This window comes from Clostridium fessum (assembly GCF_003024715.1).
Lineage (GTDB): Bacteria > Bacillota > Clostridia > Lachnospirales > Lachnospiraceae > Otoolea > Otoolea fessa.
In genome coordinates this window covers 84,524-98,455 of the sequence record NZ_PYLO01000001.1, presented here as the reverse complement: position 1 = coordinate 98,455, position 13,932 = coordinate 84,524, and the positions used below count along the sequence as shown (strand labels likewise).

The following is a 13,932-nucleotide window of genomic DNA, read 5'->3' as shown; positions in this document are numbered from 1 at the left end:
GATAAAATCACCAAATAGCTTTCTACAACACCAGAAACAGCCAGCTCTTTCTTCCAATCCCAGAAATACCCAACTGCATTCCGATCAAGAATACCATGCCCCACGCCATCGCAAAAACGGCTGCCACCTCCACATTCTTCCTGTGGAAGTGACAGCCTGATGATTCTTTCATCCTCCGTCTGACGCACTATCTGTCCGATGAGAAACTAGCGTCAACCGTTTGATTAGTTTTCTTCTGCTTCCTGATTCTCAAGAGCTTTCATGCTCAGGCTGATCTTGCGGTCTGCCTCGTTGAAATCAACTACCTTAGCAGTGATAACCTGTCCTACGCTCAGTACGTCGGATGGTTTGTCAACATGCTCTCTGGAAATCTGGGATACGTGAAGAAGTGCATCTACACCTGGCTCCAGCTCAACGAATGCGCCGAAATCAGTCATACGTGCTACCTTGCCTTCTACTACGTTGCCTACAGCATATTTCTCAGCTGCGTTTGCCCACGGATTGCTCTCCGGGAACTTTAAGCTCAGAGCGATCTTCTCGCCGTTGATATCTTTGATCAGAGCTTTTACTTTATCGCCTACTTTGAAAACCTTCTTCGGGTTCTCAACTCTGCCCCAGGACATCTCAGAGATGTGAAGCAGACCGTCAGCGCCGCCAAGGTCGATAAATGCACCGAAATCAGTTACATTCTTAACAACACCTTCTACGGTCTGACCAACAGCGATCTTCTCGAATAATTCTTTCTGCATAGCAGCTTTCTTCTCAAGCAGGATCTGCTTGCGGTCGCCGATGATACGGCTTCTTCTTCCGCTCGGATTGAACTCGGTAACTACGAACTCAATCTCCTGACCTGCGTACTTGGATAAGTCTTTATCATAAGTATCAGAAACCATGCTTGCCGGAATGAATACACGGGTTCCCTCAACCTCTACTACGAGGCCTTTCTCCATAACCTGTGTAACTTTCTCTTTCAGAACTTCCTTGTTCTCGAAAGCTTCTTTCAGACGTTTCAGACCCTTATCAGCAGCCAGTCTCTTGTAAGATAAAGCAGCCATGCCCTCTCCGTCGTTTACTTTCAGAACTTTTGCTTCCAGTTCGTCGCCGACCTGAACTTTGGTTCTAAGATCTACGCCCGGCTCATTGGTGAATTCGCTTCTTGTGATGATGCCTTCGGATTTGCTTCCAGCGATGCTGAGAATGATTTCGTCTTCCTTGACACCGATAACCTGACCGGTAACAGCCTCTCCTGTACGTAATCTCTTGAATGATGATTCTTCAAACATTTGTTCAAAACTTAATTCTGACATTAGTATGAACCTCCTCGATAATTTGATTTGGGGTCGATGCCCCGGCTGTAATACCTACGCTGCGCACAGTACCTGTTATCTCAGGCTTGAAATCTTCCAGTGTCTGAATGTAGTAAGTGTGTTTACATTCCCTGCGGCAAATCTCATACAACTTTTGTGTGTTAGAACTGTTCTTGCCTCCAATCACAATCATAACATCAACCTGTGAAGCTATCTGCCTCGCCTCAACCTGTCTCTCCTGTGTTGCATTGCAAATCGTATTTAAAACAAGTATATCATAATACGTTTTTGAAATTTTTTCAACTAAATCTTGAAATTTATTGTAGTTAAATGTCGTCTGCGCCACGATACAGAGCTTTTCATCCGGTCTGAGTGCCAGATTTTCAAATTCCTCCAGTGACTCGACTGCCAGAGTATACTCATTTCCCCAGCCTTTAATACCCTCGACCTCCGGGTGGTGCTCATTTCCCACGATAATCACGCGGCGTCCGGCTTCGCACTGTTCCCGGACAATCTTGTGGATCTTTTTGACAAATGGACAGGTCGCGTCCACAAGCTCCAGTCCCTGGCGTTCCAGGAGTTCATAGATCTCCCTGCCTACGCCGTGGGAACGGATGACGACCACGCCTTCTTTCAGGGCTTCCAGTTCCTCCTTCGAATGGATGACCTGTACGCCCTTCTCTTCCAGATCCCGCACCACCTCTTCATTGTGGATGATGGGACCGTAGGTATAGATCGGCTTCTTCCCCGTCGCTATCTGATCATATACCTTCTCGACTGCCCGCTTCACGCCAAAGCAGAAGCCAGCCGTCTTCGCAACTGTAATTTCCATGTTCCTGCCCGCTATTCCTCCTATTCCTCATCGTCTTGGATAAATAAATCCCCTCTGTCTCCTTCATAAAATCCACCTTTGCTCCTGTCTCTCATAGCATCCCGCGAATTCTCCAGAATAGAAATTCTTCCGCCTTTAATCGGCAACTCATTTACCCTCATTGTTATAGTCTATCATACTTTAGACTGCTGGTAAAGTCTAAATCGACGTAAAATTATATAAAATTTACACGATTAACTGATTTTGCAACCACATTCCGGAATTTACGCCGCATTCAGTCCCTGTCTTCGGAAATTGCCGTTACTCCTTTTGCCTCCCGGCAGCCGGATCGGCGTCCGGATCATCCGACCGGATGCCTGCCAGACGCATAAACTCACGCATCGCCGCCGTCACATAACGCCCCCGCTTGACCGAAAATGTGATCTCCCGCTCAGACAACGGGTCGTCTATCTTATAATAGACCAGCCTCGGGTCCTCCGGACGCCACTGTACAATATCAGAACGCACAAACATCGCTCCAACCCCATTGGAGACGATATTTAAAGAAGTCAGCACCTGATCCACCATCATCACAGTTTTCATCGTAAAACCGCTGTTGCGGCACATTTTCGCGCCTCGTTTATACATATCATTGCCCGGTTTCATCGTGATAAACGGCACATCCTTAAATTCCTTTAACGGAACTGCCTCCACCTCCGGTTTTAAAAAGGACTTGGACAGAATCTCCTGCCTGGACAGTCGGTATGGCTGCAGCTTCCGGTTAACCGGAAAACTTTCCGGAACTGCCAGAATCAGATTTTCCTTCCGGAATAAATACCGTTTGATCGAAGTATCGTCCTTCTCCATCGCCGTCTCCAACACCAGATCCAGCGACTCATTTTCCAACCCCGCTTTCAGCTCCCGCGTATTTCCTTCTGTTAGGTCAATCGTAACCTGCGGATATTTTGTCTGAAAACGGGCAATCAGATCCGGATACACAAACGAGCAGAAATAAGATGCACCGCCGAGCGCCAGCGTGCCGCCCTGAAGCCCCGCAATATCTTGAAAATACCGTTCCAAATTCCGTTCCAGAAAAAGAATCTTTTCAACGGTACGGATGTAATACGCGCCCTCCTTCGTCACCGTCAGCGGAATCGTACTGCGATCAAAAATCGGCGCTCCCATCTCTTTCTCTGCCTTCCGCACCATGTTGCTGAGTGCTGGCTGGCTGATAAAAAGCTTCTTCGCCGCTTTGGAAAAACTCTTTTCTTTGTAAACCTCATACACGTACTTCATTTCATTCAGCATTTGTCAATTCCCCCTGTCCATTTTCCATCCTGCTTTGCTTAAATGATGTTACGGTTCTTGCACACATGACCCATAACGAATTTTGCCATGGCTCTACACTTAAATATGGCTGATCCGCTTTCCCATATCTCTATGCTAAAATCTGCTATAAACGAATATAACCGCCATATCTAACAGTTATTTTTTATTGTTATTATTTTATCATAAGATTTCTATATCTGTAAACAAATAAACTGTATTTTCCGTCCGTTTTCAGGCAGAATCCAACTTATTTTACAAAACTTCCAGGTGCGTGAATCAGCACTCAAAAGAAGCTGCGAACACCTGCGCTCTGCACATCTAAGGCAGCTAACCTGCGTCCACAGCTTCCATTTTTAATATGGAGGTTTATTCAATTCCTAAGCTTTTACAAATTCCTGATGTTTTATATTGCGGCTGCTCAAGGGGAAATCACAGCCGCAATTCATGCAGTCTTTCATTGACAATTCGTTCTTGATATTTCTTAATATATAGCCATATTATTTGTCGCCCAAACAAACAACCTTGCCGTCTTTTACGATCAGAACTTCTTCTGGTGTTCCCTCGTCGAAGATAACGGTCGGATTGTACTGTACCATGTCGATATGTACGGTCGAACGTGCAGGCTGTCCATAGTAGAATCCGTTGCCCATTGCGATGTGGCAGGTTCCTCTTGCCTTCTTCTCTTCCTCGAAGTCTCCGTTAAACATACAAGCCGGATTAAGTCCAAGTCCGATCTCTGCGATGTTGTCGGAATCTTTAACTTCTGCGATCTGACGGCGGATTTCTTTACAAATCTTCGGATCGCCGCCAACTACCTCTACGATACGCCCTTGTTCGATTCTTAACTCAACCGGTGTGGTCGGGCATCCATAGTAGCAGATAGGTCCATCAATTACCAGTTTGCCATGGGTTGTGTCGATCACCGGTCCTAAGGAAACCTCGCCGTCAGACCAAGCCATTGCATCGCCCGGATTTCTCGCGATACCACATTCGATGATCGGCTCCATCTGATTCATTTCCATGTACAGGTCGGTACCAGCCGGTGTGGTGATGTGAGCCATCTTATGACCTCTCCAGATAGCCTGCAGCTTCTCGCCATCTGCGTAAACTGCTTCGTAGTCTGCCAGAGCGCCGCCTCGTGTGAAGTTATCGATACTTCTTAAGCAGATGGAAACCTCACGGAGTTTCTTCTGGTTGATGAGCTCTTTCAGATGGTTATTGTAGATAGCTGCACCGGATGCAGTTGTCATGCCGACAAATACATCGCAGGCATCCATGCCAAGTTCCAGAGATTTCGGGAAAATGGTTGCTTTATCTTTTCCACGAATCGGCATCATGTATACGCCGTACTCAGCGCCGCAGTTTAAAGCGGCTGCTGCCATCGCCTGGGTCATTCTCTCGTCGGTCTGAGGGTCAACGACAATCAAAACTTCCTCGCCCGGTTTAACAGCCATCAGGTTGCCAAGAAGATACTGTGCACGTTCCATACATTCGATAATTCTGTTATCACTCATAGTTTTAATCTCCTTTTCTTGTTTTGTCTGGTTCCCTTAAATTTTTTCACCTTTGCAAGTGGGAATTATTTCTGTTTTTTTCCTTTTTATCCGGAAAACGTGGACTTTTCAGAACCGGGGGTTCCATATTCCATCTTTGATTCACGTTCTGCACAAATTTGTCGTTTCCCCGCTTTCCGGGTTCCATACATAACTACTGCCCAGATATATTTCACATTTCATACGAATCCGGGATGTCTCTTTCTAAAACTCAAGCTGCCTTTTTGGCTTCTTCCTGATTGAAAATCTCGTGATCCAGTTCGCCCTCCATCTGAGAAATGCAGACAGATGCTACCAGGTCGCCTACGGAGTTAGTAGATGTGTGAATCTGGTCGATGATACGATAGATTCCAGCTACCAGTGCATATGCATCCAGCGGAAGTCCCATCTGGGTCATCAGGGTTAAGCTGATAACCAGACCAATCTGCGGAGTTGCTGCACAGCCAACGCTTAAGAAGGTTGCCTGTACAACCAGCATAATCTGCTGCTGAATACTTAACTCTACGCCGTACAGCTGTGCGGCAAAGAGAACAACGATACCAAAGTATGCACACGTTCCGTTCATCTGAGCGGTACATCCAAGCGGAAGTACGAAACTCGCAATATCTCTCGGAACGCCCATCTTCTTCGGTGCTACTTCCATCGATACCGGAAGAGCTGCTGAAGAAGTACAGGTACTAAATGCAATCATCCAAGGTTCAAACGCTTTGCGCCAGAACTTCATCGGATTTACCTTTCCAATCACGCTAAGGAAAATGCTGTATCCAACAATACTCATGGTGATGCAGGCAAGATAGTCAGTTAAGATGAATTTCAGAACCGGTCCGAAGATGGCAACGCCATATTTTGCAAGTGCTACAGTCATCAAACTGAATACGCCGTAAGGGATGATTCCAAGAATCATGTCGATAACCTTAAACATCGTCCGTGAACAAAGGCTGATGATGTCACATAACTGCTGTGCTTCCTTGCCAATGCTGATGATGGCAAATCCAAGAAACAGGGAAAAGACGATAATCTGCATCATCTCGCCGCTTGTCAGTGCCTGGAATGGGTTGGACGGAATTAAGTCGAGCAGTGTCTGGTAGATACCCGGAAGTTCTTTCACCTCCATTGCTGTCTCTGCCGTTCCCAGCTGCAAGCCACGTCCCGGTTTGATGATATTGGCAAGTATCAGACCGATGGTTGCCGAAATACCGCCAGTTGCTAAAAACCAGATGATGGTTTTAACGCCGATGCTTCGAAGTTTCTTGATATCGCCCAGCGAAAGTGCCGCGTCGATGATACAGAAGAACACCAGCGGAACGACAATCATCTTGATCAACTTGATAAACAAATCTCCAATGAACTGGAAGAACGGAAGGACATATCCGTTAATGATCTCATTCTCCACGCCGCCCATAAAATTTAAAACATAACCAAACGCGATACCTGCAAACAATGCAATGAATATTTTCACGTACAACGGAGTTTCTTTTTTCTCCGCCCCATTTTTAGTTTTCTCCACCATGTGATACCCCCTTATGTAATGGTTTTTTATTTCTCGTGTTCCTCATGAGGTTTGACTACATAGTATCAAAAAGCCGGATTATTATAAACAAATATATCGAATCGCGAATAAGTTATAATAATTCAGTGATACAGAGTTAGTTCTGACTTACTTTTTAGGTATTATCTCCATAATAAAAACAATTTTATTTTTGCAAATCAGTTCCGTGCTGTTTTCTGTAAAATACCAAAAGCGGGTAAAAGTTTTTTCGCTTTTACCCGCTTCTTGCTTGAACCTTCTTCTTAAAGGTTCCATATTTTATTTCTATTTATTTCGTCTGCATCATCTACTGTTTTAGAAATGGCATTACAGGTGAACCAGCTTAGCTTTTACTGGTTGTCCGAAACATAAACCGCTGCTTCTGTTCCTGCAGTCGAACCAAACATAACCGCCTCGGTCAACTCATTGCCGGAGAGCACACCTTCACCGTCTACTGCCGCTGACAGGATTGGACCTGCTGCATAAAGACCATTGATCAGCTCGCCGCTATCTTTGTTTAGCTGTTCCGCATTGTTGCTGACAACCAAGGCAGCTGCCTTTCCATCTGCCTCATATACCTGAGATTCCTCAAAAACCGGAATCAGGGAGACATCGGTCGCTACCAGTGCCAGGCAGTCAATCTCCTGATCCTTGCCGTCCACCGTCACAGTGATGCGGTCAAGCGCACCTTCTTCATCGTAAGCGACGCTCTTTAATTCTGCCTTATATTCAACCGGAATCTTCAGCTCTTCGACTTTTTTAAGCAGCGCTTCCTGTGCAAGCTCGTTCAGATTTCCCTCTTTTGCCGGGAAACTGCGGGCCACCGAGGAACCTGCCTCCTGTGCCAGATCGCCATACTCCATTCCCAGTGTGTCGGCAAGCCAGTCTTTCGCCTCTTCGCTGTTCTGCGATACATATGCCGCCATATCCGAATTGTTCGTATTATTTCCTGCCGTCATAATATCGGACAGATAAATCTCAAAATCATCCGTAAGATTCGCCTGGAACTGCTCATCCGTATCGGCTACATTGACATACGGTGCCATCTCCGTCATATCTGCCGCCAGCTCTTCGCCCGGTGCCAGAATCAGGATCTTCGACGGATCCATGCCCTCGGCTGCCGCCTGAACCGCCGCGATCAGTCCGGCGCTGTCTCCGCCTGCGATGACAAGCTGTGCATCCGATGCTTCTGCCTCTCCGGCCGCTTCGGTTGCTTCCTCGCTTGCCGCTGCACTCTCTGTTGTATCTGCCTTACTGCCGCATCCCGCCAGTGCCGCTGTTCCCAGAACCGCTGCCGCCGTCAGAATCCCTGCCTTTTTAACTGTATGGAATGATTTTTTCATAATCGTTCTCTCCTTTCCCTCTCGCCGGAGTTCCTGCAGCTGTCTTCAAACATGCACAGTACCTCTCGGTTGTGGATTTCAGTCTAACATAGAACCTGCGGCGAATCAATTAAGGTTTCTTTAATTCTTACGGCGGAAAAAACGAAATTTTCTGTTACTTACACAAATCCGCAATCACCTGTGCAAAAATCTTCGCGCTTGCCACCAGATCACTCACATAGGCAAATTCATCCGCCCCATGCATACGGTTGTCCACGCCCGGCATCGACGCGCCAAATGCAACGCCGTTTTTCAGGTCATGCACATATGTGCCGCCGCCGGTGTAGTTGCACTCGCCCTTGTTGCCGGTATAAAGCTCATAAGCATTCAGAAGTGTTCTGACAAACTCGGAATTGCCATCTACAAAATGCGGCTCTCGCAGCTGCGGGGACTCCAACTTCATGCCGTGGGACGCAAGTTTTGCCTCCACCGGTTTCAACAGGTTGTCATCATTGCCGCCGATCGGGAAACGTCCGTCAAAGTACGCTTCCATCCGTGTCTCCGTCATCGTAAGCATCGTGAATGCCAGAGACAGCGCTCCGGATCCTTCTGCCTGCATCGCCACGCCAAGCGCCTTTCCCTCGGTATCATTCCACGGGAAGCACTCAGTCAGGCTGTGAATCAGCTTCGTCTGTCCGCAGGATGCAAATGGCAGGCGATCCAGAAGCAGAAGCAGGGATGCTAGCGCATTTTTGCCTTCCTCTGGTGTCGAGGCGTGTGCGCCCTCACCGACTGCGGTGATCACGATCACATCTTCCTCTGCCTGAAGCTCAAACTGTACGCCAGTCTCCTTCGTCACGCCCTCTGCCATCGGACGTACCTCTTCCTCGGTCAGTCCTGTAATTGTCGCATGCGCCTTGCCCGGAACAACATTGATCTTGATGCCAGCCTCGATGGACAGGATCCGCGCATTCTCCGTCGATACCTCAAAAGAAGCTGTCACATGCCCCGGGAAACGTCCTTTTTCGATATTGATAACCGGGAACGAAGCATCCGGGGAAAATGTCATCGGCGCTTCCTTCTCCACTTTATAATAATGTTCAATATCGCTGCTGCCGCACTCCTCATCCGTTCCCAGAATCAGGCGGACATTTTTTGTCACCGGGATTCCCAGTTCTTTGACCGCACGCATCGCATACAGAGCTGCTACCGCCGGTCCCTTGTCATCCGCCGTGCCGCGTCCGTACAACTTTCCGTCTTTTACAATCGGTTCAAACGGCTGTGTCACAGTCCAGCCCTCGCCTGCCGGGACAACATCCAGGTGTGCCAGAATATCTAGCTGGTGCTCACCGTCGTTTAAATCGGCGGTTCCTACATAATTATCGTAATTGTTGATGGAAAATCCATACTCTTCCGCCATTTTTAGTGCCTGTGCCAGTGCGCGGCTCGGACCTTCGCCGAACGGATCGCCCTCCTGATATGCCGAACGCTCGCTGTTGATGCTGCACAGCGTGCATATGTCATCTAACATCTCTTGCTTGTGCGCCTCGATATACTGCTCGATTTTCTTTTTATACATAAATCTTCCGCCTCGTTCTTTTCCTTTGGTTATTATTTGGACAGAATTCCAGCCAGTACCTGGTTCACTACCTTTCCGTCTGCCTTGCCCTTTACCTTCGGCATCAGGGTTTTCATGATTTTGCCCTTGTCAGACGGTGCCGGATTTTCAATGCCAAGCTCTGCCAGAACACTTTTGATCACCTCTGCGATCTGCTCTTCGGTCAGATCCTCCGGTGCAAATTCCTGATAAACTGCCAGACGTGCCTGTGCCTCCTCGCGGATATCCACACGATCTGCCGGAGCCAGTTCCAGAGTCTCCTTCGTCTGCTTGATCTCTTTCTTTACAACTGCGTCCGCCTCTTCCTCAGTCAGCGGAGAACGCTTGTCGATCTCCGCATTTTTCAGTGCGGATAACAGCATGGATAAGGAATCTTTTCTTGCTTTGTCTTTTGCTTTCATGGCTTCTACCATGGCTGCACGTACTACATCTACTCTGCTCATATGAAATGTCTCCTTTTCTTTTTTTATGGTCTCGCCATGCCCAGATGGGACGATGGGGACTCTCTCTTGTTTCACCATGCCCAGGGGTGCAATAGGGACTCTCTCTTGTTTTACCATGCCCAGGGGTGCAAAACCTGCGGTTTCACACCTCTGTCCGGCTGCGCCGTATAGCAGAAATCCCCCTTTCAGCGCCTGAAAAATAAATTTTCCATTCGCTGAAACGGTGCTTTCCGCTGCATGGCTTTAGTTACGCCCAAACTCGCTTAACTTAAGCTTCGGATTCCGCTCTTCTACCATTCCCACACTCCAACTGTTGACAAACAGAAGCAGTGGATTGTCTTTGAGGTCTTTGATCCGCTTCATATCCGAAGTTCCCTGGATCTTAGCTACGTCGATCTCGTCAGCGTTTTCTACCCAGCGGATGTACTCGTATGGAAGTTTTTCCAGCTTGACTTCTACATTGTACTCATTTTCCAGACGGTAGGTCAGTACCTCGAACTGGAGGACGCCGACTACGCCGACGATGATCTCTTCCATACCTGTGTTGAACTCCTGGAAGATCTGGATCGCACCTTCCTGGGCGATCTGGCTGATGCCCTTGATGAACTGCTTGCGCTTCATCGTGTCCATCTGGCGCACGCGTGCAAAATGTTCCGGTGCGAACGTAGGAATGCCTTCAAATTCTACCTTTTCACCTGTACAAAGTGTATCACCGATCGAGAAAATACCCGGATCGAATACACCGATGATATCGCCCGCATATGCCTCCTCGACGATCTTTCGATCCTGCGCCATCATCTGCTGTGGCTGGGAGAGACGGATCTTGCGTCCGCCCTGCACATGCGTTACTTCCATGCCTGCCTCAAATTTGCCGGAACAGATACGCATAAATGCGATACGGTCGCGGTGCGCCTTGTTCATATTTGCCTGAATCTTGAAGACAAACGCGCTGAAATTCGGAGAGAACGGATCCACCATGCCGGTTGTCGTATTTCTCGGCAGCGGCGAGGTTGTCATTTTCAGGAAATGCTCCAGGAATGTCTCTACACCAAAGTTTGTCAGCGCCGAACCAAAGAATACCGGGGATAAATTTCCGCGGCTGACACGCTCCATATCCAGCTCATCGCATGCGCCGTCCAGAAGCTCGATATCATCCATCAGCTGCCGATGGTAGTCTGGACCGATGATGGAGTTAACCTCATCGCCCTCTAACGAGAACTCCTGAGATGCGACCTCCTTCTGTCCGCCCATTGCTGCTGTGAAGGTTGTGATCTTCTTTGTGGCACGGTCATACACGCCCTTAAAATTCTTACCGCAGCCGATCGGCCAGTTGACCGGGCAGGTACGGATGCCGAGCACGCTCTCGATCTCATCCATCAACTCAAACGGATCGCGCGCCTCGCGGTCCATCTTGTTGATAAAGGTAAAAATCGGGATGTGGCGCATAACGCAAACCTTGAAAAGCTTGATCGTCTGCGCCTCGACACCCTTAGAACCATCGATGACCATGACCGCCGAATCGGCTGCCATCAGAGTACGGTAGGTATCCTCCGAGAAATCCTGATGTCCTGGTGTATCCAGGATATTGATGCAAAATCCCTCATAATTAAACTGTAATACGGAAGAGGTAACCGAAATACCTCTCTCCTTCTCTATCTCCATCCAGTCAGAAACCGCGTGCTTGGCCGCTTTTCTTCCCTTGACCGTACCAGCCAGGTTGATCGCGCCTCCGTAGAGAAGAAACTTCTCCGTCAGGGTTGTCTTACCAGCATCCGGGTGGGAAATAATGGCGAATGTACGCCGTTTTTTGATCTGCTCCGCTATATTTTCCAAAAAAATCTTCCTCCAAACTTACTACCATTCTTTAACTTTGTCTAAACGTATTTATTCTATATTATTTTAAACGAATACGCAAGTCCAAGTTACGGTTCACTCACGCGCGATCGGTAACAGATCTTAAAAACATTTTTCATCTTCTTCTTGATCCTTTTCTTTAAAAAACATATAATCATACTATTAACGTGGATATATAATAAATAGTAACAGTTGAACATATGAAACCGTTGCGATAACTATACAATCAACTTTTTATAAGAGATGTTGATTATTGTAGAGATGCAGGAGATATAAAGGAGTTATTTTATGATTCTAGCTATCGACGTTGGAAACACCAACATTATTATCGGCGTGATCGACGCAAAAAAAACGTATTTTGTAGAACGCATCACGACCACCATCGGAAAACCGAATCTGGAATATGCCGTGGCGCTGAAAAGTATTCTTGAAATTTACCATATTGCCCCAGATCAGCTTGATGGTGCGATCGTCTCCTCGGTCGTTCCGCCGCTTAACCGGACGATTCTTGCCGCCATCCGTAAAATAACGGGACTAAACGCAATGCTGGTCGGTTCCGGCATGAAAACCGGCTTAAACATCCTGATGGACAACCCGAAATCCGTCGGCAGTGATATGATCGTAAACGCAGTCGGTGCCCTTGCAGAGCATGAACCGCCAATCATCATCATCGAAATGGGAACCGCTACGACCATGTCTGTCATCGACAAAAACGGACGCTATGTCGGCGGCGCGATCCTGCCGGGACTTCGCGTTTCCCTCGACAGCATGAGCGCCAGCACTGCCCAGCTGCCGCGCATCAGCCTCGATACGCCGCGCCGTGTCATTGGCAAAAATACCATAGACTGCATGAGAAGCGGCGTCATATTTGGCAATGCCGCGATGATCGACGGTATGCTGGATCGCATCGAGGAAGAACTCGGAGAGAAAACTTCCATCATCGCCACCGGCGGCATCTCCAAGATTGTCCTGCCGCTCTGTTCGCATACGATCACGTATGATGGGGCGCTGTTGATGAAGGGATTACTACATTTATATGAAAAAAACAGGAGAACCGAATAATCAAAAAGGCTGTCTCTCGGCAGATGCATCTATATGATACATTCTGATGGGAGACAGCCTTTTCACCACAGTTTATTATGCTGACATCTATTCATTACCGGTCACGGTCACAGCAGCATTTATTTTACAACCTTCAGCTTCATATTCTCTTTCTCAATCCGATCCAGCTTCTCGCCGTCCAGACGGAGTGCAAATCCAAACGGATTTACCACGATTCCATTCACGTAATCCAGATATTTTTTCAGATCGCGGAAGCGGACTTCCATTGCTCCAAACTGATGTTTACGGTCAAATTTGCCAAATTCTACTAAATCCGTAAATGCCGGGTAATAGCGTACACCCTTTCCGGTGGTCAGAACCGGTACTGCCGTCGTCTTCTGCGGGTCAGCAACCGGAACCAGCAGACGCGCACCGTAAAGCTCTTTGCACATCAGATCCTGCATCTGTGGGAATGCCTGGTGCTGTACCAGTGCCTGATAGAACTGATTTGCAGAACGGACCAGGGACGGGTTCATCACGATCTCGGATGTATCCTTTGGTTTCTCGATGATGCTGAACAGCGACATGGACATATGATTTTCCTGTCCCTTGTCGATCACAACTGCCTCAAAACCGCTGCGGTAGAGGTCGTTGAAAAAGGAAATACGCTGTAATGGGCGGATCTCCAGTACCTTCGTCTCTACACCGACCATCTCCAGCCCTTTCACGAACTCATCTGCATACTCGCGGCTGGTGTAAAGGAAAGCAGCCGCCTTGCCGTTCTCTGCACCCAGGAAGAAGTTTTTCGTCGCATGGACAGTCACAACAAACAGTCCCGGCTCTCTCTGAAGCAGCTCCAGAACCTCTCCCATCACTTTTTTATCTGCTTTATCCTGATGTTCTTTCATCAGCTTACGTAATTTCTCCATTTGAATTCCTCCGGCTCTTTTTAATGTACTCTCGGAATCTTTCTGTGCTTGATTTTGTGAGATGATTTTTTGTCAGCTGTGCCCAAATTTCTGAGGCGTACGCGGTGCGTACGTTGATGAAATTCGGGTACGGCTGGCGGAAAATCAGCCACAAAAGCGAGTGCAGAAAAGACTCCGAGAGTACATTTTATCATGCG

12 protein-coding genes are annotated in these 13,932 nt (G+C 47.8%); 1 reads left to right on the top strand and 11 read right to left on the bottom strand.

Going from position 1 to position 13,932, the window contains the following annotated elements; all coding sequences use genetic code 11:
• Window positions 1-22: 22 nt before the first annotated feature.
• The 10 genes from C7U56_RS15795 to C7U56_RS00440 all read right to left on the bottom strand — a co-directional run bounded on the left by C7U56_RS15795 (window position 23) and on the right by C7U56_RS00440 (window position 11,744).
• Window positions 23-172: a hypothetical protein gene (locus C7U56_RS15795; protein ID WP_233430136.1), complete on the bottom strand. Its 150-nt coding sequence runs from the start codon at window positions 170-172 to the stop codon at window positions 23-25.
• Between the two features lie 52 nt (window positions 173-224).
• The gene (gene rpsA, locus C7U56_RS00480; protein WP_022360427.1) at window positions 225-1,307 is read right to left on the bottom strand and encodes a 30S ribosomal protein S1; all 1,083 of its coding nucleotides are present in this window, start codon (window positions 1,305-1,307) and stop codon (window positions 225-227) included.
• The gene (gene ispH, locus C7U56_RS00475) at window positions 1,288-2,139 is read right to left on the bottom strand and encodes a 4-hydroxy-3-methylbut-2-enyl diphosphate reductase (RefSeq protein WP_106999741.1); all 852 of its coding nucleotides are present in this window, start codon (window positions 2,137-2,139) and stop codon (window positions 1,288-1,290) included. Before ispH ends, rpsA begins: the two co-directional genes overlap by 20 nt.
• Before the next feature lie 300 nt (window positions 2,140-2,439).
• The gene (locus tag C7U56_RS00470; RefSeq protein ID WP_106999740.1) at window positions 2,440-3,426 is read right to left on the bottom strand and encodes a LysR family transcriptional regulator; all 987 of its coding nucleotides are present in this window, start codon (window positions 3,424-3,426) and stop codon (window positions 2,440-2,442) included.
• Window positions 3,427-3,944: 518 nt separating this feature from the next.
• Window positions 3,945-4,961, bottom strand: coding sequence for an aminopeptidase (locus tag C7U56_RS00465; RefSeq protein ID WP_106999739.1), 1,017 nt, complete (start codon window positions 4,959-4,961; stop codon window positions 3,945-3,947).
• A 250-nt stretch (window positions 4,962-5,211) separates the two neighbouring features.
• Window positions 5,212-6,510 carry a dicarboxylate/amino acid:cation symporter gene (locus C7U56_RS00460; RefSeq protein ID WP_106999738.1) on the bottom strand — a complete coding sequence of 433 codons (1,299 nt, stop codon included), beginning with the start codon at window positions 6,508-6,510 and terminating at the stop codon, window positions 5,212-5,214.
• 368 nt (window positions 6,511-6,878) lie between these two features.
• Entirely contained in the window at window positions 6,879-7,871 is a 993-nt protein-coding gene (locus C7U56_RS00455) for an FAD-binding protein (protein WP_106999737.1), read from the bottom strand.
• A 154-nt stretch (window positions 7,872-8,025) separates the two neighbouring features.
• Window positions 8,026-9,429, bottom strand: coding sequence for a dipeptidase PepV (gene pepV / locus C7U56_RS00450; RefSeq protein WP_106999736.1), 1,404 nt, complete (start codon window positions 9,427-9,429; stop codon window positions 8,026-8,028).
• A 32-nt stretch (window positions 9,430-9,461) separates the two neighbouring features.
• A complete protein-coding gene (locus tag C7U56_RS00445; protein ID WP_106999735.1) occupies window positions 9,462-9,911 on the bottom strand; it encodes a GatB/YqeY domain-containing protein in 450 nt (149 codons plus the stop codon).
• Window positions 9,912-10,154: 243 nt separating this feature from the next.
• Window positions 10,155-11,744: a peptide chain release factor 3 gene (locus C7U56_RS00440; RefSeq protein ID WP_106999734.1), complete on the bottom strand. Its 1,590-nt coding sequence runs from the start codon at window positions 11,742-11,744 to the stop codon at window positions 10,155-10,157.
• 309 nt (window positions 11,745-12,053) lie between these two features.
• Here C7U56_RS00440 and C7U56_RS00435 point away from each other — a divergent pair, with 309 nt between their 5' ends.
• The gene (locus tag C7U56_RS00435) at window positions 12,054-12,827 is read left to right on the top strand and encodes a type III pantothenate kinase (RefSeq protein ID WP_106999733.1); all 774 of its coding nucleotides are present in this window, start codon (window positions 12,054-12,056) and stop codon (window positions 12,825-12,827) included.
• 119 nt (window positions 12,828-12,946) lie between these two features.
• Here C7U56_RS00435 and C7U56_RS00430 read toward each other — a convergent pair whose 3' ends face one another.
• Complete coding sequence (locus C7U56_RS00430; RefSeq protein ID WP_106999732.1) at window positions 12,947-13,735, bottom strand: SseB family protein; 789 nt, start codon at window positions 13,733-13,735, stop codon at window positions 12,947-12,949.
• Between the last annotated feature and the right edge of the window lie 197 nt (window positions 13,736-13,932).

What these genes read in the sequence shown, in the direction of transcription:
- C7U56_RS15795 (WP_233430136.1), bottom strand. Translation starts at nt 172, where the DNA reads ATGAAAGAATCATCAGGCTGTCACTTCCACAGGAAGAATGTGGAGGTG.
- C7U56_RS00455 (WP_106999737.1), bottom strand. Translation starts at nt 7,871, where the DNA reads ATGAAAAAATCATTCCATACAGTTAAAAAGGCAGGGATTCTGACGGCG.
- rpsA (WP_022360427.1), bottom strand. Translation starts at nt 1,307, where the DNA reads ATGTCAGAATTAAGTTTTGAACAAATGTTTGAAGAATCATCATTCAAG.
- C7U56_RS00445 (WP_106999735.1), bottom strand. Translation starts at nt 9,911, where the DNA reads ATGAGCAGAGTAGATGTAGTACGTGCAGCCATGGTAGAAGCCATGAAA.
- ispH (WP_106999741.1), bottom strand. Translation starts at nt 2,139, where the DNA reads ATGGAAATTACAGTTGCGAAGACGGCTGGCTTCTGCTTTGGCGTGAAG.
- C7U56_RS00460 (WP_106999738.1), bottom strand. Translation starts at nt 6,510, where the DNA reads ATGGTGGAGAAAACTAAAAATGGGGCGGAGAAAAAAGAAACTCCGTTG.
- C7U56_RS00435 (WP_106999733.1), top strand. Translation starts at nt 12,054, where the DNA reads ATGATTCTAGCTATCGACGTTGGAAACACCAACATTATTATCGGCGTG.
- C7U56_RS00465 (WP_106999739.1), bottom strand. Translation starts at nt 4,961, where the DNA reads ATGAGTGATAACAGAATTATCGAATGTATGGAACGTGCACAGTATCTT.
- C7U56_RS00430 (WP_106999732.1), bottom strand. Translation starts at nt 13,735, where the DNA reads ATGGAGAAATTACGTAAGCTGATGAAAGAACATCAGGATAAAGCAGAT.
- pepV (WP_106999736.1), bottom strand. Translation starts at nt 9,429, where the DNA reads ATGTATAAAAAGAAAATCGAGCAGTATATCGAGGCGCACAAGCAAGAG.
- C7U56_RS00470 (WP_106999740.1), bottom strand. Translation starts at nt 3,426, where the DNA reads ATGCTGAATGAAATGAAGTACGTGTATGAGGTTTACAAAGAAAAGAGT.